The following is a 23,247-nucleotide window of genomic DNA, read 5'->3' as shown; positions in this document are numbered from 1 at the left end:
TCCGTTAAAGCATCTGTTTTCAAAAAGAATCTGTTTTCAAAAAATATTCGTTTTTCAAATTCCGAATTCTATTTTTTGTTTGTTTAGAAAGGGTGTTTTAATCAACAGATTCATACTAACGAATGCATGATTACGACTGGCTTTCTTGAACATTACAAAGTTGCAATGTTGGTTATATTCGAGAAAGGATATTGATAGAGTGTATTCAGACCGCGGCAAATAAATAAATGGACGTTAATGAAAATACTATTGATTGAAGATGACATTCATATAGCGAGATTTTTGGTGAATGGTTTTCAGCAAGAAGGGATAACGGTGAAGCACGCAACAGATGGTGTTGATGGATTACACGAGGCCGTAACCGAAGAGTATGACGTGATCATTCTCGATATTATGTTGCCAAAGAAAGATGGGTTTGAAGTGCTTGCCGAGCTGCGAGGGCAAGGCTACGCGACGCCTGTCATCATATTAAGTGCCAAACACTCAGTGGAAGAACGAGTGCAAGGGCTACAGTCAGGTGCTGATGATTATTTGGTAAAACCTTTTGCATTTCCTGAGTTATTGGCTCGTTGCCAAACCTTGGTGCGTCGAGGCAAGCAACCGACAACTCAGCCATTAGAACTGCATTATGGTCCGCTTAGCCTAGACCTACTTAAACACATGCTGCAAAGAGATCAACAAACGATCACCATTAATCAGCGCGAGTTTATGTTGATGAAATTACTGCTCGAAAACCGAGAGGCTGTGATGTCTAAAACCGCGATTCTTGAGCATGTTTGGGGGCATCAGTTTGATCCGCAAACCAACGTGGTCGATGTTTTGGTTTGTAGACTTCGCAGCAAAGTTGATAAGGGTTTTTCTAAGCCATTAATTCACACACTTCGAGGTGTTGGCTATGTCCTCAAGTCGTAGTATTGAACAGGCACTTGCTAAAACGCAGAGACATTTGTTGGTTCGCTTTATGTCGACCTTACTGCTCTGCTTGCTGCTGGTGGAACTGATTGTTGGGGCTATCTTCTTTTTCGACCTTTACCAAACGGAAAAGAAGATCCTTACGTCTATGTCGACCGAGTATCAGCGTATTTTGACTTACGATTCGAGTGAGCGACTGATTCATGTTTTAGAGGCGAATCCTCATCGGCTACTCGAAAACAACATTGCGGCGTATAAGCTTGAGAAGGGCGCTTCATCTGATGGCGTGTTTATCGCTGGTGTTCAACATTTATCGACAGAACAGCCTTTTTCTAGCTACCAAATTGATGACAATCGTTCATGGCTGGAGAGCTTCATCTTGAGTCCCTATATGTCGTTGCCTATTGAAGGGGAGCAATATGATTTCTGGTTGGTTTTGGATAACCGAGCAAGAGACTTTATCGCCTACAATCAATGGCTAATGACCTTATATGCGTTGCTTGCTCTCGTGGCCGTGACCGCAGTATTCACTCGTAACATCATCCAGAGTGCGATGTCTCCGTTAGTGACCTTTGGCGACCTGCTCGATAAGCTGAAAAAAGGGCAGTTAGAATTTCCTAGCACTAAAAATGAAGCCGAATCTGATTTACCGCAAGGGCTCAACGTGATCAGCTCTAGTGTCCATACTGCGGTTGCCAAGTTACAGCACGTGACGACAACCTTGAATACGACCGTCGATGCGATCGCTCATGATATTCGAACTCCTTTGTCGCGTATTACGTTGGCTTCCCAAACGGCCTTGCTCAATAACGCCGACCAACAAGCGATGAAAGACGCATTGGCAGATTGTTCTGAACACGCCATGCAGGCCAGTAATATGTTAACCGCCTTGATGAAGCTGAACGACGAGCTGACCGGAAAGCGCATACCACAGAAAGTGCCGACTCAGGTCTCTGATGTGATTGCCAATGTGGTGAGCTGGTATGAAGATGTCGCAGAAGATAAACAAGTCGAGCTTGAGGTTGAGAGCGCTGATGGTCTTGTGATTCAGTCCGACCCTGACAAGTTGACTCAGGTGTTGGTTAACCTTGTTGATAACGCGATTAAGTACACCGAGCCCGAAGGAAGAGTGACGGTCAAAGCCGAGCAAAGTTCAGAGGGTAAGATCGCGATAACCATCCAAGATACTGGTGTTGGCATTGAACAGAAATATCAGGACTTGATTTTTGAACGACTTTACCGAGTCGACAGCAGCCGCAGCAATATCGAGGGATATGGTCTTGGGTTATCTTTAGCGCTTGCCATGGTCGAGAATCTCGAAGGAACGCTAGTGGTTGAATCTGAACTGGGTGTGGGGAGTACTTTTACTCTTTCGTTGTAACAACGATTTATATCGTCACTTCTGTCTTTGAAATTTCAACTCTTACGTACAAAGAAGGCCCCGCACTAGTGGGGCATTCTTGTTTTTGGGGAAGGGAGGCTCTCCATGAACAGGTGCGGGAGGTAGAGTAACCTGCGCCAACCCTATTGGCTGCTTGTAGCTTGTAGCTTTTGATCTTAGTTATCGATCCAGTAAATCTTATTTTTCACATGATAGTTATTGGCATATGCTAATAATGGGGCGTATGCTGAACTTCTGATCATCAATAACAGGAAGTTACTATGTTATACGCAGTACCTTGTCGCGACCTTCATGTCGGCAACCATTTTGCTCGTTCCCCACAGATCGCGATTGTCGATGAGCAACGACAAATAAAGCAGATTGTTCCTTTGGTTGATTCCGACACAGCTTGCAATAAAAAGAAGCAATGGATCTCTGTCCTCCGTTCTTACGATGTGAAATCTGTAGTCGTCCGTCACATAGGGAAGAAGATGCTAGCGCACTTGTTCAACCACGATATTAGAGTCTTGGCATCAACAGGTAAGGCAGAAATCGGGACTTTGGATTTTGACAATCTACGGGAAGTGACCGATCTCGATTACGGTCGCGAGCCTCGCAACGTTTGTCACAGTAAAAAAGGGCACAGTCAGAGAGAGTGCAGTAATAAAGGGAGTAGTAAGAAAGGGTGCGGTGAGGAAGGGCGTAAGAAAGACGCCGCGATTCTTATGGCACAGCCGAATCACTTAGGGGGTATTCGAGGGTTCCGAAAATGACCTTTTTGTTGACGCTATTGGGGTTTGTCGGAATCGTCGCGTTGATGGCGATAGGTGTGATTTTTTCTCGCAAGCCAATCAAAGGCAGCTGTGGAGGGCTTGCGCAGTTAGATATTGAGCGTGAATGCAATTGCAAAGATGTGTGTGAAGGGCAGAATCGAAAGCTGTATCAGATCTCTGAGCCATCAAGCTAAGTATCGAGAATTCACTGTCGTTGAGCTAGCTAACGTTGGGTTAACTAACGTTGGGCTAGTTCGCGAGTTAAGCGCTTTGAATCACCAACGCGTGACCGTTGACGATGCACTTGGCGACTTTGGCTCTTGCACGCTTGATGATGTTGCCGAACGTTTGGCGAGACACCTGCATTTGTTCAGCGGCTTCAAGTTGGCTCAATCCTTCTTGATCAGCCAAGCGTAAGGCTTCTAACTCTTCTAATAGCAATTCTTCTTTATGAAGCTCGTCCATAGGAACACCATTAGGCTTAAAACAAGAGTAAGCCGCTCGGGTGCATAACTGGCGATGTTTTTTTGGTCGAGCCATATCAATCTCTAGGTATTTAAGGTTAAAAGGTAAGTATGAAGGTTTTCATTCCACACAACCATCGGCGTTGCCAAGTGTGCAGCCAAGGTTTTTTTTCAGACAATCCAACAATATTTGAAGCTATTGGCGAGCGCGAGACTTTAGTCAATCATAAAGCCTTGGCCAATCATGAAGCTTCAATTAAGAGTGAAGCTTTAGCTAAATATAAAACCCGGGCCAAGATTGTACCAACAGATAAAGCTGAGGGCTACGATGGCATCATGCAGGGTGGTATTGTCACCGCGTTACACGACAGTGCGATGCTGCATTGTTTGTTCCAAAATAACATCACTGCAATGACGGTGAGTTTGGCGTCTCGCTTTCATCATCCTATTTCTATTGGTCAAGAACTGGAAGTTCGTGCCCAATGGGTCAAAAGCAGACGTAATATCTACTTCCTTGAAAGCCAAATTACGCAGTGCGGAAAGTTATGTTCGTCGGCACAAAGCCAGTTTATGTCATCCCACTAGTTATCGATCTGATGTTCCCTATGCCGTTAGTTTGTTACGCCCATTGTTTTGCACAATAAATATAGTTTTTCTATAGTTAAGGTAATAACGAATAAAGCTAGGGCAGTATTGAATTTATCATAATCTTTCTTCACTTCTGATCGCGCTGATGTGTGTTCATTAGTCGAGCCTTCGTACTCGATTCAATTCATTGCTGCCTTCTTCTGGAGGGCTGCTGATGCACAAATACTTCAAATCGACACTCCGATACGGTGTCACTTCAATCGTTTCTCTTTTTCTATTCTTCAGTACTTTTGCCTCTTCTTCTCCACTTAAAGTCGGAGTGTACCCGTGTCCTCCTTTTGTGATCAGTTCGATGGAAAGTCAATGGAATGGCCTGAGTGTCGAGCTTTGGGAACAGATCGCTAAAGAAATGGACGTTGAGTACACGATAGAGAATCACCGTTTGGATGAATTACTCAATGCGATTGAAACAGAGCAAATCGACATCGGTGTCTCTTGTATTTCAATCACCCCAGAGCGTGAGTTGTTTGCTGACTTTTCCCATTCCTTTTATGAAACTCACCTCGCTATCGCAGTGAAGAAGCAAGGTTACCTTCATACCTTACACGCCATTTTCTTAAACCCTGCATTGTGGCTGATCATTGGCGTTATCGTCTTTATCTCTGGTGTGATTGGTGCCTTTTTCTATGTATTGGAGCACGGTGAAAATGAAAAGCTCTATTCGATGAAAAGCCGAACGGGCCGTTGGTTAGAAAGTTTCATACTGGGTTTGCTTTTTATCACTCGAGGCCCATTCAATTATTTTGAGTTTAAGAGCTTAACCGGACGAATTGCTACGGTGTTCATTGGTGTGCTGAGTATGCTTTTCATCGCCAGTATTACTGCGGTATTAGCCAGCAAGCTTACGCTCAGCCAAGGCTCTTCCCATATTAAAGGCGTGAATGATCTTGCGGATGTTGAAGTAGGGGCAAAAGTCGCGACGACTTCTTCTTTGATGCTCACCAGTTTTGGTATTCGACACAAGAGTTATATCGATATGCCAAGACTGTTGGCGGCTTTAGAGGAAGGCGAAGTGGAAGCGATTGTCGCTGATGATGTGGTGCTTAAATATATGATCGGTAATGGCAGAATAAGCGGGCAGTTCGATGATCTAGAGGTGTTGCCGTATCAACTCGAAAAGCAGAATTATGGCTTTATCATCACTGAAAACAACTCGTATGAAGAAGAAATTAACCGCGCTCTGCTGAAAATTCGTGAGTCGCGAAAGTGGCGTAAAATCTTGGTCGACTATTTTGCAGATAAGTAACCGAGTTTAACTGCTGACTATCAGGCATTTCTAATGCCTCTCCCTAGAGTTGTTCTGAACCAGAGGCTTTGTTCTTTTTGAAATATTTAAACGCTGTCCAAACGACATAAGCCGCAACGCCCACAATCAATGCAGAGCGAAGGAGAATCGGCGCATCATGCTCAAGTTGACCAACATGCGGCACAATACTGGCAAACAATCGACTGGTAAAAAACAGCCCCATTACTAACATAACAATCTTATTCATGTGACCTGCCATTCAATTGAGTACGTTGCACAGAATGAGTTATGGGGCGATTACACGGTTAACACGCCAGACAACGATTCTGCTCGAGATAAAATCATGCGCTTCTCAAACGTAACCGTCAACGCGATATCAGCTTAAAGCCAGTAAGCTAAAGTTTCGTTTTTGGAAGTGATTTGTTCTGCTGTTGGAGTTTCGAGTTCAAGACTGTTGTGAGGTCGATGACACCTTTCTGTGAATTTGATTTTCCGGAATTATTATTCTGATTTATGATCGCATGCAATCTAGGGGGGACAAATGTCCTCCTATTTGTTTCTGAAGGCGCAATAAGATAAGTGCTACTAAAAAACAAATAATAAAGGACACTTTTATGGACCTATTCGCCCTACTTGATATCAATAATACCTTAGTCAACATCCCAATAGGGGATGGCTATGCCATGAGCTGGATTGAAGCTTTTGGCACTGTATTTGGCCTGTTGTGTATTTGGTTTGCAAGCCAAGAAAAAACCATTAACTACCTGTTCGGATTACTGAATGTCACCTTATTTGCGGTTATCTTTTTCCAAATTCAGTTATACGGACTGTTACTGCTTCAACTCTTTTTCTTCTGCGCCAACATTTACGGCTGGTACGCATGGACACGCCCTAATGAGCAAGGTGAAACGATAGAAGTTCGCTGGTTGAGTCAAAATAAGCTGGTGGCAACGGCTGCAGCGTGTGCGATTTCGATTGCACTGCTCACAATGTATATCGACCCATTCTTCTTTGCGTTGGCAAACATCGCGGTTGATAGCTTGAATCTATTTGGTGCTGATTTAACGGAACCAGTACTTGAACCTGATGCGTTCCCATTCTGGGATGCCACGATGACCATTCTATCTATTGTTGCTCAAGTTCTTATGACACGTAAGTATGTTGAAAACTGGATACTGTGGATTGTGATTAACATTATCAGTGTTGGTATTTATGCGACGCAGGGTGTTTACGCAATGTCTGTTCAATACGCAATCTTAATGTTTATTGCGGCAAACGGTACTCGTGAGTGGGCACGCACAGCTAAACGAAACAGTGATAAATCGTTAACTCAAGCAACGGCTTCTTAGGAGTGAAGATGGCAAAGCAACCTCATATCGGCGTTGATGAAACGCAAATTGCTCCGTTAGTCATTGTTTGTGGCGAGCCTGATAGAGCGAATCGAATCGCGAGCTTGCTTGAAGATGTCGAGATGGTTTCTGAGAACCGAGAGTATCGAATCTTCACTGGAGCTCATCAAGGGAAAGCGATATCAGTTTGCAGCACTGGTATTGGCGCACCTTCAATGATAATTGCGGTAGAAGAACTTAAGTTTTGTGGTGTGACTCATATCATCCGAGTAGGGTCTGCAGGTGCGATGCAGTCACATATCGGGCTTGGTGAGCTAATTATTGCAGAGGGCGCGGTTCGCGATGAGGGTGGTTCTACCGCTTACGTTAAGCCGTCGTATCCCGCCTATGCAAGCTTCTCTCTGCTTAAAGAGCTAGACAAGTTCTTGCAGCAGCAAACAACACCTTACTATTTGGGCACGGTACGCTCACACGACAGTTTCTATACCGATGACGAGCAGGCGCTTTGTCAGTACTGGAATGGCAAAGGCATTTTAGGGGCAGACATGGAAACATCCGCGCTGTTTACCGTGGGACGCTTGAGAGGGCTTAATGTCGCTTCTATCTTGAACAATGTTGTCTTGTACGAACAAGATGTAAAGGAGGGCGTTGGGCAATATGTCGATGAGGCAGAGGCAATGATGCAAGGAGAGCGGCTAGCATCATTAGCGGCACTGGAAGCATTAATTACTCAATAAGAGCCTGAATAAATGCAAGACGAAAGCGATGGGAGACCGTCGCTTTTTTATTGGGTTCTCTCCTGTGGTTTAAGTGGTTACAATCGTTTGAATATAAACAGCAGTAATGCAATGAGAGAGTAAGTATGAAGATTGCACCATACTCAAGCGGACGCTTTAAAAACTACTTAGAACAAAAAAGCTCTGAGTTTAGAGATCTCATCTACCAACACCAAGTTAACTCTCGTTACTTCAATCAAAACGATGAAATCCTACGTCAAGGTGAGCAGCTTCAGTATCTTTATGTAGTGCCCGCAGGGAGAGTCTCTATGAGTATTTCTGCGGCTAATGGGCGACGCTTTCAATTGGGTGAGGTGAATTGCGATTACCATATCTTCGGTGAGATGGAGTTTTTCACTCAGACACCTTGTCAGTGGAACGTAGTGGCTGACGAACACATGCAAGTTGATGTCATTTGCATTCAGAAACTAGCCGAAGCACTACATGAAAATCCGGAGATGATGTTCTTCTTTTCCTCTGCATTAGCGGAAGATTATCAAGACTCTATGGGTATTTACACTAACCGTCTTTTACACTCAATTACCTACAACATTGCCTACGACTTATTGGTTCAAAGCCAGACAAATACTGTGTTAGGCGGTTTCGATAAAGTGAACCAAGAAGCGGAACGTTTTGGCACATCGAGCAGAGTGTATCGAAGAGCGGTTAAAGACCTATTAGACAAAGGTTTCATTAGAAAAGGAGACCAAGGGTTGGAAATTGTTGACCAGCAAGCACTCCGAGCCTTTATTGATTCGTATGAGTAAGAAAAAGAATGACTCAAGTTGAAAGGGAAATTTGAGTGAAATCAGAAAGGTAAGTGCAGAGCTGCCTCTCGATTCTAAGGCCCCGTATTACGAGGCTTCGTGTTTTTGTCAGCAGAAAGTATTAGCCAACTTGTGCTGGTTTAAAGGCAGTTGTTAGTTAAATGGAACCGTGGATGTGGTGGCGCATTTCGTTCTTTAGATCTTGTTCATATTGGTCTAACCAAGCGTAACGCTCACGATATAATTTACGTTTTTGGCGTTTTAGAGCCTCAAGGTCTTTCCTGTTTGGGTTGATCGGTAGACGATAAAAATAGTCATCGTGTACGTGTCCATCGTGCTCTTCCCATAAACTATCGTACTTAAGGCTGATGTCTTTGTTTTTCTTGCCGTAGCGTAATGAGTTCGACACATGGCCAGATTCTTTTACCGCATAGATATTTTCGATACCTAAGCTAATGGCTAACAGTCGTAGTGTTTCTACCATGAAGGATTTAGGTCTTAAACCGTAGAAAGCTTTTGTGAATGTACGGCTAAATCCATTGTCATTGGCTCCACCCTGAATACCACCAATGTAGATGCTGTTGTCGAAAACAGTGAACGAGATGCTATACATTTTTTCGAGTAGAGAATTGGTCAATGAAATTGTCAGTTCACCCTCTTTTCTCGCGTTTCTTTCAAAGCTGAGATTAACCAGATAAACGTTGTCATCTATCTCTAGTTTTAAAAGATTGAGTCTTTCATTATAGATTTGGTGTCTAGCTTCTGTTGCGAAGGTTTCTTCAAACCAGTCGTAGTGCTTGGATAAGATTTCTATCTTTTCTTTATTGCTAAAGCCAGTACATAAGTAGGGAGTTACAAATTTAGATAAGAAGTTAGGCTGTTTGATAAATAACAGCTTTCTCTCTTCAGAGTTGAAATTTTCACTCATTTTTCTAGTGGCTGAATAGTAAAACAGGGCTCGAATAGTAAACTTAATTATCGCCTTGTACTTACCCTTATTTTTATGGGTATTGGCTTCTATTCCCATGCGAACGACATTCATAATCACCTCAAAAAAGAAACGCTGCACCAACACATTAGTGTTGCGAACATTTCCCTGACTCTCATAACTAACAATGAAAATGATGATAGTGAAAAATGCGATTTGGGTATGTATGGGTATGTATGACAATGTAATTAAGTCAGTTACTTAACGTTCAAATTTTGGGCGGCCTTTACGCTTAACGCAGATTGACAAATGCAAAAAGTAACATTTACAAAACGATCGTGTAACAATTGACTGGCGAGTAGTATTCTTCCTAATTCCGAAGCTGAGTTTCATATGACTGTTTTTTCGGAGTAAAGATACTTTTGAGGAATTAAATATGGCAGGAAGCATATCACCACGCAGTTACGGTCGTTTGAGGCGAAGCCGATGGAATCGGTGGTATAAATGATTGGTTGGGTACGCTTGTTAACATCGAGAAGTTCATTTTCGATGTTAGTGATCATCGCTATTGCCTCCGCGATAGCGAATACGGGGTGGCGAGTTGTCATGAACAATTTCGCTGTCGATACCGTGGGAATGACAGGAGCGGATGTTGGTCTGCTTCAGAGTGTAAGGGAGATCCCTGGTTTACTCTCATTTACAGTGCTGTTTCTATTACTTATTATTTCTGAACAACAAGTTGCGGTGCTCTCTGTCGCCGCGCTGGGATTAGGCGTTGCCATAACGGGTTACTTACCCTCAATCTATGGCTTCTATTTCAGCACAACCCTGATGTCTGTTGGTTTTCATTATCTAGAAGCAGTGAATAAATCACTGTCTACACAACTTCTAGGTACGGAAAACTTTAGTGAATCCATGGGGAGGATTCGAGCCGCGGCATCCTTTTTCTCCATGGTGACTTTCATATGTATTATTGTCGCCAATTATGTATTTGGTGTATCAGATAAGGTTATATTTTTTGCTAGTGGCACGGCGTGCTTCTGGTTAGCTTTTTATCTACTCACATTCAAAAATGCTAGCTGCGGTGAACGACAGCACACCAAGCTTATTGTACGTCGTGAATACACCACATATTACATGTTGACCTTTCTAAGCGGGGCAAGAAGACAGATCTTTGTCGTGTTTGCAGGTTTACTCATGGTCACCAAATTCCATTATACGATCGCAATGATGGCCGCTCTATTTATGTTATCTAGCTTGTCCGCTACTGTTGCATTACCTGTGGTGGGTCGTTTTATTGACCGAGTAGGAGAAAAGAGATCTCTACTGATTGAGTATGCAGCGTTGATGTTGGTGTTCTTATCGTATGCTTTTGTTGATAATCATTATCTGGCAGGTGGGTTATACGTTGTCGACAGCATCATTTTCAGTTTTGCGATAGCGCTGACTACTTATTTTAAGAAAACCGTCCGGTCAAACGAAGTGGCGTCCACGGCGAGTCTTTCGTTTACTATCAATCATATAGCGGCAGTATTTCTGCCATTCTTATTGGGAGTGGTGTGGATGTCTGGCTATCAATGGGTGTTTGTTGCAGGGGCTATTATTGCATTGCTGAGTTTTCTAATCTCGTTGACTATCGATACCAAATTGCATCAACGCCTTAATGGGGTGACTGAATTGCAGAAAGAGGTCGTTTGAAAGGGTTAATCGGTATAAGCACTTGTATTAGTGAAGCGCTGTTTCTTAAATCAAAAATGCCACTGCAAGGCTGCAGTGGCATTAGAAGAATAACAAACTATAACTCTAACAGTTTTGCCAATTCACGCTCTTCCATAAGCTCTTCAATGCGCTGACGAGTCTTGGGCGTTTCGGCTTGTGCTTTGGTTGACTTGCCTGCTTTTTTACTGCGGCTAGCTTTAACTTTTTCTTTGGTTATAGACATAGTAATCTTCCTTGGATTCTGCTTTGAGATCGTATTTACTCTAAGCGTTACATGACTCTTTTAGTGCTTTACCTGCTTTAAACGCAGGTGTTTTTGATGCTGAGATTTGAATCTCTTCTCCGGTTCTTGGGTTACGACCAGTGCGAGCAGCACGAGAATTAACTTTGAAACTACCGAAACCAAGGATGGCAACATCATCACCCTTAGCCAATGTGTTAGAGATACCTTCAACAAGTGCGTTTAACGCTGAACCTGCTTGATCTTTTGAGATGTCTGCTGAAGTTGCGATGTGTTCAACCAACTGAGATTTGTTCATATTCTATATTCCTTATTGAGTACGGCTGGCGCTTAACTTTAAGGCCAAGCTTGTTCTATCTTAGCAATAAGGGCTGAAATAGTGTTAACACCTAGGCAGGGTTTTGTAAAGTAATCAACAAGATTGAGCGTTAAATCATCTTTCAGTATAACCGAATGCAGTTCTTTAGCTATCGGTAATTTAAATGCTAGCTATCAAGCTAGTATGGGAAAGGTGAACGTTATCTCTCATTTTTGAGAAAGCTAATCATAATTCAGCGTATCACTTGTCGGATAAATGAGAGAGCAGAAACAAAAAAGCCCAGCGAATGTGCTGAGCTTTTGGTGTGTGTTTCTATTTTAGGACGAGACACTAAGTTAGTTCGGTAAGATCTACTTAGTAATAAAGATTTTCTCTGTTTCTAGTGACGTCATAGCGCGAACTTGGCGCCAAATGTAATAGAAAATACCTAACATCATCAGCATGCTAGGGATAGCTATGGCTGGGTAGCTGTATAGCGTGAGCTTACCCAACTCTTCATTAAAGGCTGCAGTGCCGGCAGGGCTTGTCACAATCCAAGTCGCTAGGAAATAGTTCATCGCAGAAGAGAAAGCGAAGGTACTTGCGAATAGGTAGTTCGATGTCATTAGACAACGATCAAACTTTGCTTGGTTACCGAACTGTCTTAAACGCTCTTCAATAAGAGAGATGTTTAACAGAGCTGGCGTAAAGATAACTTTTTGGATAAACGGGTAGCGAGTGAAGGTCGATCCAAGAACCGCTAAACCAATTAAGCCAGGAATTAATGCTTCTTTTAGCGCTAACCAACGAGTGTCTAGTTCGAAGAAACCAATACCGCCCGTTAATAGGACGCTGACGAAGCCAAGCGCCGCGATGAAGTTGAACTTCTTGTTGCGGATTAACTCCATGCCACCGTAAGCAATAGGGAAGGCAAGGGCGACAAGTAATGCTAAGCCTGTTCCGAGATGCTCCTCTCCACTGAACTTCATTAAGATGAATGAAGGAAGAAGGACGTTAAATACGACTTCGAAAAGAGGACTCGATTTTTTATTTTCTGTACTACTCATAATTTCTAAATACATTATGTTATGGATTTATTCTCAGGGATTGTTGTTTACCTCGCCCAAGATGTAAAGCCTTAACACGTCATGCTGTGTAACGACATGTGACATCAACGACATCTCTGAGCCTATCTCACGTTGAATTCAAGACTTTACGCATTCTAGTTCTGGATGCTTTTAGGTATTCCGACCGAACGAATCAAGCAACGTTTCATAATCAGGCTTGTTTGCCAAACTCTCAATGCTTATAAGTGTCAGTACGTCTGCGAATGGAGAAAGGTGTAAAAAATCGATGATGTTGCGGCTGTCCACTTCATCAAACAATTCAGTATGTCGAAACTGGACGTAATCTAAAGCGACATGGAGATACAAGGTGGCCAAGTTGTCGCTCAAAAGGGATTCTAGTCCTTGTTCTTTTATCTCTTGGTCAAGTTGCTCTAGGGCGGCAACCATACCTTCTTGCCCTCTATGGATAAGCGCATTGTCACTGTCGGCATAGCGAATCAATGCCGCGGTTCTAAACGCGATCTCCATTAACGTCTTTGCTGTTCCTAACGTTTGCATTTCATTGGCACGACTTAACGTTACCTGACGTAGCGTTTGAGGCTGGTACGTTTCAATTAGGTATTGGCAAATGCACAAGCTTTCCGTTAGTGCTGTTCCGTCTTCAAGTTTGAGTGCTGGAATTAAACAAAACGGATTGACGCTTTTTAGATTGGCCGGGGAACTCCATGGATCAATCCAAACAAAAGACAAAGGAGAGCAGCGTGATAGAAGCGCAGTTGCTGCGACTACGCGCGAAAACGGGGAGGTTTCATTTAAGTAGAGTTGCATGATAATCCTTTATTGTATTCGTCAGATGAACTGAGGAAGTTAGCTTAGATCTAGGTCAAGTATTCAGGCTTAGAGTGAGTTGCAGTCATTAAGGTACACACCGCAGACAGCATCAGAGCAGCAGTACTAACGGTGAACAACACGTCGTATGAAGCCATATGATTTAAGTAGTACGCCATCAAAAGCCCAACCACACCTTGTGATACAGCAAAAGAGAGTGTCATTCCTGCCCACGCTTTGGTATGCAGTTCATAGCCTACAATCTCCAACGTGTAAGTCGACACTAGAGTTACAGTTCCCGGCGTGAAAATACCAACCAGTAATGAAGAAATTAACAGCGCGATAGGGTGTGTGCTAACAAGCGGTAATGCGACGCCTAGAGCCTTGAGGCTAAATGCAATGCAGAGGGATTTTTTAAGCCCTAACTTGTCTCCTAAGATGCCTGTAATCAATGGTCCAATGGCGGCGCCAATACCAAAGGTTGCCCAGAACAAACCACCGCTGCTGAACGACATACCCAGTTCTCGCACGATGTAATCAACCCAAAACAAGGTATGGGGTAAGTAGCCAATAGCATCGAAGGTATACGCCGCTAGAATAAGCGCAACGCTGATTAGTTTTGGCTTTGAGAGCTGAGAGAAGGAGGATTTTATATAAGGCGCTTTAGACGTGTTAGGTTGGGTTTGCCATGTATTCCAAGTCAGTATCGTTGTGACTAATGCGATGACTCCCATGCCAATCCAAGCCGACACCACACTAAAATAGATCAGTACTGGGATTAATGTGCCTGATAACATCGCACCAAGTCCAATGCCTGAAAATATGACACCGCTGACACGCGCCTTCACATCGGGATTAAACTTTCGGACAATCACTGGTGGGGCGACAACCATTAATAAGGCTCCCGTAATTCCAGCCAACGTTCGCCAAACATAGAACCATGTTAAGGGCGCCTCTTGTAGCGCACAGCCTAAGTAACTAAAACTGCTTATCAACATAGCGAATCGAATTAACTGCCCAGCACTAAAGTAACGCAGCAGTATGTTGGCAGCAGGTGCACCCAATATGTACCCAAGAAGGGTTGCGACACCAAGGTAAGATGCATCACTTTCGCTAAACCAACCACTTTGAATGAGAGCCGGCATTAATGCTATATAGGCAAACCTACCGATCCCGTTGCCTATTAGAGTCGCCCCCATTCCAGCCAAGCTGTCTTGATTAACGATGTGTTTATTCAGCATGAAAAGGGCTCTTTTTAGGTTCAGCTAGATGTTCTAGCACTAGGACAAGATCTTTGTTTAGTTTTGCATATTGACATCATTCACCATCAATATCACTAGGCGGTTAGTCATATAATTTGCTCATTTAAAACCGGTTTGAGATAGGTAAATAGCGAGTGTGTTTAAACACTTAGGTGGATGTGTTGTTCTGCCGAGGATAAGGCAATAAGCGATTGTTTTAATCACCGCAGATTTGAGTGATTAATGGTTAGACTAAAGTTGGACGACCGACCGCTTTAATTGAACATGAGTGATTTGTTTATCTAGATCTGTGTACTGACTTGCCGGCTCTAAACTCACATTCACCCACCTTAAACGATAGATGAATGTGAATTAAGAAAGATCTAACTGGGTAGGTGTGAACCCATTATTTATCGAAGAGCAGATTGAAGCTTAAAGGGATTTTGTCGGAAATCGCTAACCCACCAACGGTAGCTGATAGCTTGTTCAAGTTGTCTGTCGATATTTCAAAATCAGCGCCATTGACGATGATTGTCGAGGCTGAACTAACCATCACTAACTCTTCTGATGGAACGATTAAAACGGGAAAATCAATCGTTTTTGTTACGCCGTGCAAGGTAACCTCCGCTGCAATGGTTGTTCTTTTTGGGTCACCGGACAACATTGACGGTTCAACTTTTCCAGATATCTTCACTTCAGGGAAAGTCATCGATTCAAAGTAGAGCTCATTGAGCCTCTGATCGCGAATCGATACTCCCGTACTGATGCTCTTCAAGTCTAACAATATGGAAAACTGACCCGCTTCGGTAAGACCACCAGATAAAGGCTTGATGGATGCGGGCTCAACAACAAACTGCTTCTTAATGGTTGCGAATGTAACGTTCGATAACTTGGGATCTAACGTGTAGCCCGTTTCCGCGAAAGATTGAACGGAGATAACGGTGCATAGGAGGCCGAGTGTAGAGATTAGTTTTTTCATAAGTTGTCACCAGATTGATGAATTCACCAGTTTAACGTTCTCGAGTCGTGCATTTTTGGAGTCTTTATTTGAACTAAAGATAAATTAGAAAAAGATAGATAGAAGCTTAGTTCAGCATTCATTAAATTACCTGACGAAGGTAGAGCATCACAATATTATTGGAACCATGATCGGCAAAGTTACTTGTGCAAATTTAGTTATGTTATAACATAACTAAAGGTCACTATTACTGTGAACGACGTTTGCAGTATTAAAAGAGAAACGATAAGCATGCATCAAGGAGATGACGTAATGAATGCCGTGTTAACCAAGCCTTTGATAACGAATAGCAATCAGCCACTTAACATTAGTTCCGTTGTGAGTATCAAGGATCAGGCGAATCATAAGCCTGGACTTAGCGCTTCTGAGCAGCCCACGGTATTAGCCGACATCTATCAAAGCGACATCAACATCGCGATTTGGCAGCGTACATTTGATGCTGACTTAACAAGTGCCATTGGTGAGTTTATCGCGTCGAATCCAAACTTTAGTAAGTCTATTAGTCTGTCACCTGACAACGCTTTTGAGAAATTAGAGTTTGCGACTGACGGAACGGCTTCTAAAGCGCTATTAGAAAATATGGCTGAGCTGGTGGATATGTTCTGTTGTTTGTTCGAGCTTGAAGAAGTAGGGCTGCGTCTCGCGGTTCTGAATAAGGCGATGTGTCCTCGTTTCCATTTTGACCAAGTACCTTGCCGCTTAGTGACGACTTATCATGGTGTCGCGACGCAATGGTTACCTAACTACGCGGTCGACCGTTCGAAGTTAGCACGAGGAGCCAACGGACAGCCAGATTCTGCTTCAGGCTTATACACTCATGAATCTGATATTCAACAAATGGCGAGTGGTGATGTGGCGTTGCTGAAAGGAGAAAGTTGGAGTGGTAATGAAAATGCGGGTCTTGTACATCGTTCTCCCGTTACTTCATCTGACGAGACACGATTATTGCTGACGTTAGATTTCGGCTAATAAGCTTTTTTATGAGATGAGATGAGATGAGATGAGCAAGCGGCTAAGTGCAGCTTGCTCTTATTCATTTAAGCGAAGACGCGGATACGGTGTCCGTCTGGATCAACAGCAAGGAAGTTGATGCCGTAAACCGACTCTTCTGGTTCTTGTTCAAACTGAATGCCTTTTTCTTCCCATGTTTGGTAAAGACTTTCTAGTGTCTCTTTGTCTGCAACAGGCATGGAGAGCTCTGTGCCACCACCCTTGATGTTACTTACTGGGGTTAGAACATCTGCTTGCTTGAGGGTGATTTTAACATTGTCTGCAAAGTCTAGGGCAGCAAAGGTCGGTGATAGAAGCTTTGGCTCGCAATCAAATGCTTTGGCATAAAAGTCCATGCTGCGATGAATGTCTGCAACATAAAGAACAAATGAATCAATGGTAAACATAATAGCTCCTGAACTGTTCAATTGGATTTGCCGTGTTGGTTTCAGTCAACTCGGCTTTTGTGTTGAACCCGATTTGGGAACACAGCAATGTATCGAAACCCTGTGACAGTTTTTGTCAGTAGCGAATCACTTTATCTGCAATGCCTTCCATGTTCTGCCAGTCTTTGATCAAGTCATGACGCGTACGCTGATACTTTTCCTCAAGTATTGTCCATTCGGCAATCCTGTCGAGCCTGAAGTTACGATACGCACTTCGTACTTCACACCAAGCAACCAAAACATAGTGCTGTTCGAATAAGCCAATCAACATTGGCCAAACGATTCTTGAACTCACATTAGCTTTTGCGTCTGTGTAATGAATCTCAGCTTTGTTCTGTTGCTTAATCGCTAACTTGATATCTGATAGTTCGATGGATAACTCTGCGACTTCAATGATTGAAGCAACACGCACAACATCTTCACTGCGTTTGGCTTGATGGTCGGCAGGTAACACCGCAGAAATCTTGGCAATGGCATTTCTAGCCGATTCACTGAATTCACCATTGGCTTGCTTGGCGACCCATTCCGCGCCAAGCCTTAATGCTTCCAATTCTTCCGTTGAAAACATCATCGGTGGGAGAGTGAAGGTAGGTTTCAATTGATAACCCACTCCCGCTTCACCATCAATTTCAGCACCTTGTGCTTGCAGTGTCACGATGTCTCTATAAATGGTGCGAGTACTCACGTTTAGTTCTTTAGCGAGATGATCGGCAGACACGGGGTATTTATGACAGCGTAATAATTGGAGCAGGTCGAAGAGGCGTTGGCTTCGGGACATAGGAAAACTCTGAGTACTTAATAGCTTATAAGATTAATGCATTGGTAAGGTGAAAGCTACGTTACTTCATGAATTAGCGTGTTAGGAAGAGGGATTGATTTTATCATTAGTTACTGATTTATAAGTACTTATTTTCTTTGTTGTAATTATCAAATATACCTATTGACTTAAAGTTAGCTTGAAGTTTTACACTTTCTAACGTTCAAAAACATAACTTAATAGAGGAGGCAAAGAATAAAGAAAAATTTTCATTATATTAAACCTTGTACTTTCAATGAGATTCAATCTTCTAGGCAACATAAACATGCTAAAAAATTATTTAACGTTAATCGCAATAGGGCTTATTTGGGGATCACAGTTTGTTTTTCAGGAAATTTCGCTTGAGGGTTTTTCTCCTGTTTGGGTAGGGACGCTTCGAGCAATACTGGGGGCACTTACCCTTGTTGTTATATGCAAAATAATGGGAATTAAAAGTGCAAGTAAGCAATGGGGCCTTTTTGCTCTGATTGGTTTGCTAGAAGCCGCTATTCCTTTTGTTCTGGTTCCTTGGGCTCAGCAAAATCTAACGAGTTCAATCGCGGCTATATTGATGGGCACACTGCCTTTTTACGCTTTACTACTTTCACCTGTGTTTATTAAAGGTGCGACGATAAGTAAAGGGAACACCGTTAGTGTCATAGTTGGATTTAGTGGGTTATTGATCTTGTTTTCCCCAGAGCTGTCATCGAATACTGGCGCTATTAACTTAGTGAGTTCTGCTGCAATTATCGTTGCAGCCGTATGTTTCGCTATTGCGCTTCTCTTGCTTAATCGTGTACGAGATGTGCATCCACTGGTTGTTGCTCGAAATGTACTTTGTATGGCGAGTATTCAACTACTGTTTATCGCATTTTTAACTGCCCCTATCACCAATGTAAAACCGTCAGCGTCGTCAATGTTTTCATTGATTTACCTAGGAGTTCTGTGTGCAGGAGTTGTTTATTATCTTTATATGATGAGTATAAAAAATGCTGGTGCGGTATTCACTTCGATGACTAACTACCTTGTACCTGCAGTGGGTGTTTTGATTGGTGTACTACTTGCGGATGAGTCTGTTCAAATAACAACGTGGTTAGCGTTGGTGGTCATTTTGTCTGCATTGTTTATCAACCAAACTTTAGCTAAGAGTCGCTAGCTGCTATTCGGTGACTCCTCTATTCATGTCATTAATGTGGATAATTTATCAGGAGATTTGCCCTAGACATTCATCAAAGGCCTCGTAATTACGAGGCCTTTTTCTGTTTAGTTGATTATTGTTAATGAAACAAAAGGCTCGGCATTTTTGTTTGGACTTTGATGGCGTAACTTAACGTATATCATTCTTTCGATTGTGAATTGATCTGGATCTGCTATTGGTTCACATATATCGATAATACAATAAGTTAGCCCGTTATATTATTTATTTTAAAGCGTAAAATATATCCCGCTTGCAAACCGCTTTGGCAACCAATTTGTTCGCCACGGTTTTTTACTTCCAAATTATAGGTTTCCTATGTTCAAGAAACTCTCGCTTAAAAATAAGCTGGCGATTTCAGCCAGTATGGCCATTATCCTGGGGGGGATTTTGGTCGAGGCATTGTCTTTTCGTGCTTCATTGCAAAGGTTGGATACAGAAGTTGAACAGCGTTTAGAGGGCGCATCGGCTTCTTACAATCAATATGTATCGGATTGGATCTTATCCAAAGAGCGTGCGCTTACTTCTCTTTCGAAAGAATCCAAACAAGAAAGCTTGGTGACTCATCTAAAACAGGTTCGTGACTCAGCTTCTTTTGATAATGTCTTCTTGGCATTCCCTGATGGTTCACAAAAGAATGCGAATGGTGTTGTGTTGCCACCGGGTAATGATGACCCACGTCTATGGGGTTGGTACACCAATGCGGTAGCAAACCCAAGTAAAGTGTTCATGGACAACCCAACGGTTGCGGCGGCAACGGGTGCTAACGTTGTGTCACTGGGCACCGCAATGCAATTGCATGGGCAACAGGTTGTGTTGGGTGCTGATGTAGAAATTACAGACATCTTAAACAGTCTAGAGCAGGTGATTCTTCCAGGTGAAGGTTACATGTTCATCGCGACCAACAAAGGCACGGTTTATACGCACCCTGACACTAAGTTACTGAACAAGAATATCAGTTCACTTGGGTTAAATTTCTCCGATGTACAAAAGGCTCTGACTAGCGGTAAAGACACTTCTATCGATCTGAATGGCAGCGACTATGTTCTGTACGCACGTGCTATTGACGGAACGAGCCTGATTACAGTGAGTGTTGTTAATCATGACTCTCTGGTTGCACCGTTATTTGATGCCGTGATTGGTCAAGTTTTAGTGACACTGCTGGTCGTCATTGTATGTACCATACTGTTTAACCTTTTGTGTACTATTCTATTTCGTCCGTTGAACCACGTATCTCAAGCATTGGCGCAAATCGCGAATGGTAGCGGTGATTTGACTCAACGCATTCATGTAGAAAACCAAGATGAAGTGGGCGAGTTGGCTCATAACTTCAATACCTTTGTTGGAAGCTTACAGCAGTTGATTGGCCATATCCGAGGGCAGTCAGAACAGCTAAATAGCCAGTCAGAGCAAAGTACTCAACGTGCGAACCGTTCTGTGGATGAGCTTAACCATCAACAACAAGAAATCACAATGGTGGCAACGGCTGTAACGGAAATGGCCTGTGCAACTCAAGAGATTGCATCGCATGCTGAGCAAACAGCAAAAGCGGCACAAGACTCAGCGACAAGCACTAACAGTGGTCACGCTCTGGTAGTCGACACTAAAGGTTCTATCAATAACCTAGCCAATGAAGTCAACGAAGCGGGTAACGTGATCAGCGAACTTAACAAGCACGCTCAAGAGATCTCGACAGTACTCGCCACGATTCAAGGTATTGCTGAGCAAACCAACTTGCTTGCTTTGAATGCGGCGATTGAAGCGGCTCGTGCTGGTGAACAAGGTCGTGGATTTGCTGTGGTAGCGGATGAAGTACGTGTGCTTTCGCAGCGTACCCACTCTTCAACGGAAGAGATCAAATCAACAATTGATATCCTGCAGCGCACAACGGCGCAAGCGGTTGAGCTTATGGAGAGCAGTTCTAAACTGGCGATACATTCAGTAGAAGATGCAGACAGAGCTTCGCATGCGCTTGAAGAGATCAACACGGCAGTTGCTTTGATCAGCGATATGGCGACTCAAATCGCGACGGCTGCTGAAGAGCAAACACATGTGACGGGTGAAATTACCCAGAACGTGACGACCATTAAAGATGTTACCGACCACCTAGTTGTGGGCGCACAGGACAGCTTAACTGAGTCGAACGAACTTAAGAGCCAAGCCGCTGGTTTAAGTGATAAAGTGGCGACTTTTAAGCTTGCTTAACTGTTTCATTTGCTGATGCCTGATCAGTGAATGAACAGTAAGCAATAAGCCAAAGCGACGTAGATTACGTCGCTTTTTTTGTGTCTATTGCTAGCTGGTGGAACAAAATAAGCCGCTGAATTAATCGAGTAGATGATGGCACATCAGTTCAATAAAACTGACTGGCGATTCAAGCATTGGGGTATGCGACACGCCTTCAAGCTCAATGAGTTCTATTGATTTAAACGCCCCTCCTAAATCCAGCCAAGTGCTCAAAGGTGCGATACTGAAATCGAGTTCGCCAATAGCAACAATAACTTCTAGCTGATTAGCCATAGGCAGAGTCGTTACATCTATACTGTTAAAAATATCCCCCCATAGTGCGTCAAGTAGTGCTGTATTGGTGTGTACTCGCTCCCAAAGTGGAAGTTCATTAAAGTTCGGATCTGCCCAGCGCATTGGGCTTAACCGATTACATAGATGGACAAACTTTTTATGTGGTTCTTTGTTTATGTCGTTTTCGAGCTTTCCAATACTTTGTTTAAATAGGCGCTTTCGTTCACCTGACGCATGACTTTCCCAGTGTGAAAACTGTTTGGCTTTCATCTCTTCAGATAAGCTTGGTGATGCTCCAAAAATCATAACCTTCTCAATATGAATATTGGCAGAACTGGCGAAGTGAAGCGCCATGTAAGCATGCCCTGAATGACCAAGAACAGAGGCTTTTCGTATATTAAAACTCTCGCAGATAGCTTCGATATCGTCAGAGATAATATCCCAATTAATTGTCTGATTATCTTTTCCCGTTAAAGCAAAGCCACGATGGTCTAGATATAGGCAGGTAAAGTGGTCGTGTAGCGCTTTCGGTATTACTCGCTTGTAGTAATCAACACTACCAATAATCAATAAGTTTGGTCCTCCGCCGTGTTGTTCGGCTTTAAGCTGATACCCATCGCGCTCGAAGGTTGTCTGGTTCTTACTTTTCATCATTATTCACTCACATCGTTTTTTTGAACCTTATCGCGATAGATAATCCTGATAAATAGGCTAATATGAGATTCAGTGTTGGTGATTTTGGGATAATAAGATTGGAAAGGATCGATAACGCTTGGTTAAACTCATTCCTTTGTGTGTATGAACAGAACAGCTTCATCAAGGCTTCGGAGCGCTTGTTAATTCCGAGCTCTACGGTAAGTCGTCATGTTCAACAACTTGAAAATGAGATTGGCAATAAACTGTTTTATCGGACTACCCGCAAGGTTACGCCAACCTCAGCGGGCGAGATTCTGTATAACGAGATAAGAGAGCCGCTCCGTCGCCTGAGTCAGACGTTGCAAAGCCTAACCATTTCAACTGAATCAGTAAAAGGAACTATTCGCTTAAGCACGCCAGACGTTCCGTTCATTGGCGATGTTCTTGCTGATTTTGTGGTCGACTATCCTAATATATCTCTGTTCTGTGAACACAGTACGTCCATCGAAAGTGCACTCAACAGTGATCCAGATATCATGATTAGCTTTGAGCGAGGATCGCTGGATGATAGGGATTGGATTTCTCGTCCTTTATGCCAATGGGAGAGTGCTGTTTTGGCTTCTCCAACTTGTTTGGAGGAACACGGTTCACCAAGTAAAATTGAAGAGTTAAGAGTGTTGCCATGTATCTCTAGCTTTAAAGCTTTTGGTGGCAACCCTTGGGTCTTTAGCGGGACAAAAGACGACTCGAAGGGCTTGGATATCAAGTCCAATATTAATGTCGATGGTGGGTTTATCGCGAAAGCCGCTGCGATCCGCGGGCTTGGTTTTGTTGCTTTACCAAGAGAGTTTTGTCGTGAGGAAATAGAGCGGGGCACATTGGTTGAACAGCACTTGGATCACCAATTAGCGCCCTTGACGATATATATTCATTACCGTTCGATGAGTTATCACACACATCTAACTAAGCTGTTAGTCAACTTCATACGTGAACGAGTAAACTGATCGA

General features: G+C 43.1%; 26 protein-coding genes. 14 read left to right on the top strand and 12 right to left on the bottom strand.

The features are described 5' to 3' along the window. Nucleotides 1-237: 237 nt before the first annotated feature. The 4 genes from H5300_RS03365 to nqrM all read left to right on the top strand — a co-directional run bounded on the left by H5300_RS03365 (nucleotide 238) and on the right by nqrM (nucleotide 3,260). A complete protein-coding gene (locus H5300_RS03365; protein ID WP_182795409.1) occupies nucleotides 238-912 on the top strand; it encodes a response regulator transcription factor in 675 nt (224 codons plus the stop codon). Then, a complete protein-coding gene (locus H5300_RS03360) occupies nucleotides 896-2,293 on the top strand; it encodes a cell wall metabolism sensor histidine kinase WalK (RefSeq protein WP_102568893.1) in 1,398 nt (465 codons plus the stop codon). The genes H5300_RS03365 and H5300_RS03360 overlap by 17 nt, the downstream gene beginning before the upstream one ends. Nucleotides 2,294-2,574: 281 nt before the next feature. Beyond that, a complete protein-coding gene (locus H5300_RS03355; RefSeq protein WP_065605584.1) occupies nucleotides 2,575-3,066 on the top strand; it encodes a NifB/NifX family molybdenum-iron cluster-binding protein in 492 nt (163 codons plus the stop codon). Further along, nucleotides 3,063-3,260 (top strand): (Na+)-NQR maturation NqrM, encoded by a 198-nt coding sequence (gene nqrM, locus H5300_RS03350; protein ID WP_017094307.1) that lies wholly within the window; start codon nucleotides 3,063-3,065, stop codon nucleotides 3,258-3,260. Before H5300_RS03355 ends, nqrM begins: the two co-directional genes overlap by 4 nt. Before the next feature lie 67 nt (nucleotides 3,261-3,327). On the opposite strand, the gene H5300_RS03345 is transcribed toward nqrM, so the two are convergent. After that, nucleotides 3,328-3,606, bottom strand: a complete 279-nt coding sequence (locus H5300_RS03345; RefSeq protein WP_004734814.1) for a DUF134 domain-containing protein — start codon at nucleotides 3,604-3,606, stop codon at nucleotides 3,328-3,330. 35 nt (nucleotides 3,607-3,641) lie between these two features. Here H5300_RS03345 and H5300_RS03340 point away from each other — a divergent pair, with 35 nt between their 5' ends. Then, entirely contained in the window at nucleotides 3,642-4,115 is a 474-nt protein-coding gene (locus H5300_RS03340; protein ID WP_182795408.1) for a PaaI family thioesterase, read from the top strand. Between the two features lie 217 nt (nucleotides 4,116-4,332). Continuing rightward, complete coding sequence (locus tag H5300_RS03335; protein WP_017080621.1) at nucleotides 4,333-5,424, top strand: transporter substrate-binding domain-containing protein; 1,092 nt, start codon at nucleotides 4,333-4,335, stop codon at nucleotides 5,422-5,424. Nucleotides 5,425-5,467: 43 nt separating this feature from the next. Here H5300_RS03335 and H5300_RS03330 read toward each other — a convergent pair whose 3' ends face one another. Beyond that, on the bottom strand, nucleotides 5,468-5,671 hold the full coding sequence (locus H5300_RS03330; protein WP_004734817.1) for a hypothetical protein: 204 nt from the start codon (nucleotides 5,669-5,671) through the stop codon (nucleotides 5,468-5,470). Between the two features lie 367 nt (nucleotides 5,672-6,038). Between H5300_RS03330 and pnuC the strand changes: the two genes are divergently transcribed. From pnuC to H5300_RS03315, 3 genes are all read left to right on the top strand, one after another. Continuing rightward, nucleotides 6,039-6,773, top strand: a complete 735-nt coding sequence (gene pnuC, locus H5300_RS03325; protein WP_182795407.1) for a nicotinamide riboside transporter PnuC — start codon at nucleotides 6,039-6,041, stop codon at nucleotides 6,771-6,773. Nucleotides 6,774-6,781: 8 nt separating this feature from the next. Continuing rightward, nucleotides 6,782-7,510 carry a nucleoside phosphorylase gene (locus tag H5300_RS03320; RefSeq protein ID WP_182795406.1) on the top strand — a complete coding sequence of 243 codons (729 nt, stop codon included), beginning with the start codon at nucleotides 6,782-6,784 and terminating at the stop codon, nucleotides 7,508-7,510. 125 nt (nucleotides 7,511-7,635) lie between these two features. After that, nucleotides 7,636-8,316 (top strand): Crp/Fnr family transcriptional regulator, encoded by a 681-nt coding sequence (locus H5300_RS03315; RefSeq protein WP_102537077.1) that lies wholly within the window; start codon nucleotides 7,636-7,638, stop codon nucleotides 8,314-8,316. A gap of 157 nt (nucleotides 8,317-8,473) precedes the next feature. On the opposite strand, the gene H5300_RS03310 is transcribed toward H5300_RS03315, so the two are convergent. Then, entirely contained in the window at nucleotides 8,474-9,358 is an 885-nt protein-coding gene (locus tag H5300_RS03310; RefSeq protein ID WP_182795405.1) for a VirK/YbjX family protein, read from the bottom strand. Nucleotides 9,359-9,793: 435 nt separating this feature from the next. Between H5300_RS03310 and H5300_RS03305 the strand changes: the two genes are divergently transcribed. After that, entirely contained in the window at nucleotides 9,794-10,942 is a 1,149-nt protein-coding gene (locus H5300_RS03305) for an MFS transporter (protein WP_182795426.1), read from the top strand. A 97-nt stretch (nucleotides 10,943-11,039) separates the two neighbouring features. Here the strand turns inward: H5300_RS03305 and H5300_RS03300 are convergent, their stop codons facing one another. From H5300_RS03300 to H5300_RS03275, 6 genes are all read right to left on the bottom strand, one after another. Beyond that, nucleotides 11,040-11,186, bottom strand: a complete 147-nt coding sequence (locus H5300_RS03300) for a hypothetical protein (protein ID WP_004734823.1) — start codon at nucleotides 11,184-11,186, stop codon at nucleotides 11,040-11,042. Between the two features lie 40 nt (nucleotides 11,187-11,226). Beyond that, entirely contained in the window at nucleotides 11,227-11,502 is a 276-nt protein-coding gene (locus tag H5300_RS03295; RefSeq protein ID WP_004734824.1) for an HU family DNA-binding protein, read from the bottom strand. Nucleotides 11,503-11,873: 371 nt separating this feature from the next. Beyond that, the gene (locus tag H5300_RS03290; protein WP_004734825.1) at nucleotides 11,874-12,569 is read right to left on the bottom strand and encodes a VC0807 family protein; all 696 of its coding nucleotides are present in this window, start codon (nucleotides 12,567-12,569) and stop codon (nucleotides 11,874-11,876) included. A 171-nt stretch (nucleotides 12,570-12,740) separates the two neighbouring features. Then, nucleotides 12,741-13,397 carry a glutathione S-transferase family protein gene (locus tag H5300_RS03285; RefSeq protein ID WP_182795404.1) on the bottom strand — a complete coding sequence of 219 codons (657 nt, stop codon included), beginning with the start codon at nucleotides 13,395-13,397 and terminating at the stop codon, nucleotides 12,741-12,743. A gap of 50 nt (nucleotides 13,398-13,447) precedes the next feature. Further along, complete coding sequence (locus H5300_RS03280; protein ID WP_182795403.1) at nucleotides 13,448-14,638, bottom strand: YbfB/YjiJ family MFS transporter; 1,191 nt, start codon at nucleotides 14,636-14,638, stop codon at nucleotides 13,448-13,450. 406 nt (nucleotides 14,639-15,044) lie between these two features. Further along, nucleotides 15,045-15,617 carry a YceI family protein gene (locus H5300_RS03275; RefSeq protein ID WP_182795402.1) on the bottom strand — a complete coding sequence of 191 codons (573 nt, stop codon included), beginning with the start codon at nucleotides 15,615-15,617 and terminating at the stop codon, nucleotides 15,045-15,047. 291 nt (nucleotides 15,618-15,908) lie between these two features. On the opposite strand from H5300_RS03275, the gene H5300_RS03270 reads away from it, so the two are divergent. Beyond that, nucleotides 15,909-16,625 (top strand): DUF1826 domain-containing protein, encoded by a 717-nt coding sequence (locus H5300_RS03270; RefSeq protein WP_182795425.1) that lies wholly within the window; start codon nucleotides 15,909-15,911, stop codon nucleotides 16,623-16,625. Between the two features lie 68 nt (nucleotides 16,626-16,693). Here the strand turns inward: H5300_RS03270 and H5300_RS03265 are convergent, their stop codons facing one another. Both H5300_RS03265 and H5300_RS03260 read right to left on the bottom strand, forming a co-directional pair. Then, nucleotides 16,694-17,053, bottom strand: a complete 360-nt coding sequence (locus H5300_RS03265) for a VOC family protein (protein ID WP_102513837.1) — start codon at nucleotides 17,051-17,053, stop codon at nucleotides 16,694-16,696. 115 nt (nucleotides 17,054-17,168) lie between these two features. Beyond that, nucleotides 17,169-17,870: a YafY family protein gene (locus H5300_RS03260; protein WP_182795401.1), complete on the bottom strand. Its 702-nt coding sequence runs from the start codon at nucleotides 17,868-17,870 to the stop codon at nucleotides 17,169-17,171. Between the two features lie 304 nt (nucleotides 17,871-18,174). On the opposite strand from H5300_RS03260, the gene H5300_RS03255 reads away from it, so the two are divergent. Beyond that, nucleotides 18,175-19,044, top strand: a complete 870-nt coding sequence (locus H5300_RS03255) for a DMT family transporter (protein WP_004734832.1) — start codon at nucleotides 18,175-18,177, stop codon at nucleotides 19,042-19,044. A 357-nt stretch (nucleotides 19,045-19,401) separates the two neighbouring features. Continuing rightward, nucleotides 19,402-21,288, top strand: a complete 1,887-nt coding sequence (locus tag H5300_RS03250) for a methyl-accepting chemotaxis protein (protein WP_102511326.1) — start codon at nucleotides 19,402-19,404, stop codon at nucleotides 21,286-21,288. A 120-nt stretch (nucleotides 21,289-21,408) separates the two neighbouring features. Here H5300_RS03250 and H5300_RS03245 read toward each other — a convergent pair whose 3' ends face one another. Continuing rightward, nucleotides 21,409-22,254 carry an alpha/beta fold hydrolase gene (locus H5300_RS03245; protein ID WP_405055130.1) on the bottom strand — a complete coding sequence of 282 codons (846 nt, stop codon included), beginning with the start codon at nucleotides 22,252-22,254 and terminating at the stop codon, nucleotides 21,409-21,411. A 65-nt stretch (nucleotides 22,255-22,319) separates the two neighbouring features. On the opposite strand from H5300_RS03245, the gene H5300_RS03240 reads away from it, so the two are divergent. Next, nucleotides 22,320-23,243, top strand: coding sequence for a LysR family transcriptional regulator (locus H5300_RS03240; RefSeq protein WP_032546918.1), 924 nt, complete (start codon nucleotides 22,320-22,322; stop codon nucleotides 23,241-23,243). Nucleotides 23,244-23,247 lie beyond the last annotated feature (4 nt).

Source organism: Vibrio sp. SG41-7 (assembly GCF_014164465.1).
GTDB lineage: Bacteria > Pseudomonadota > Gammaproteobacteria > Enterobacterales > Vibrionaceae > Vibrio > Vibrio splendidus.
This window is presented reverse-complemented; position numbering and strand designations above follow the sequence as displayed.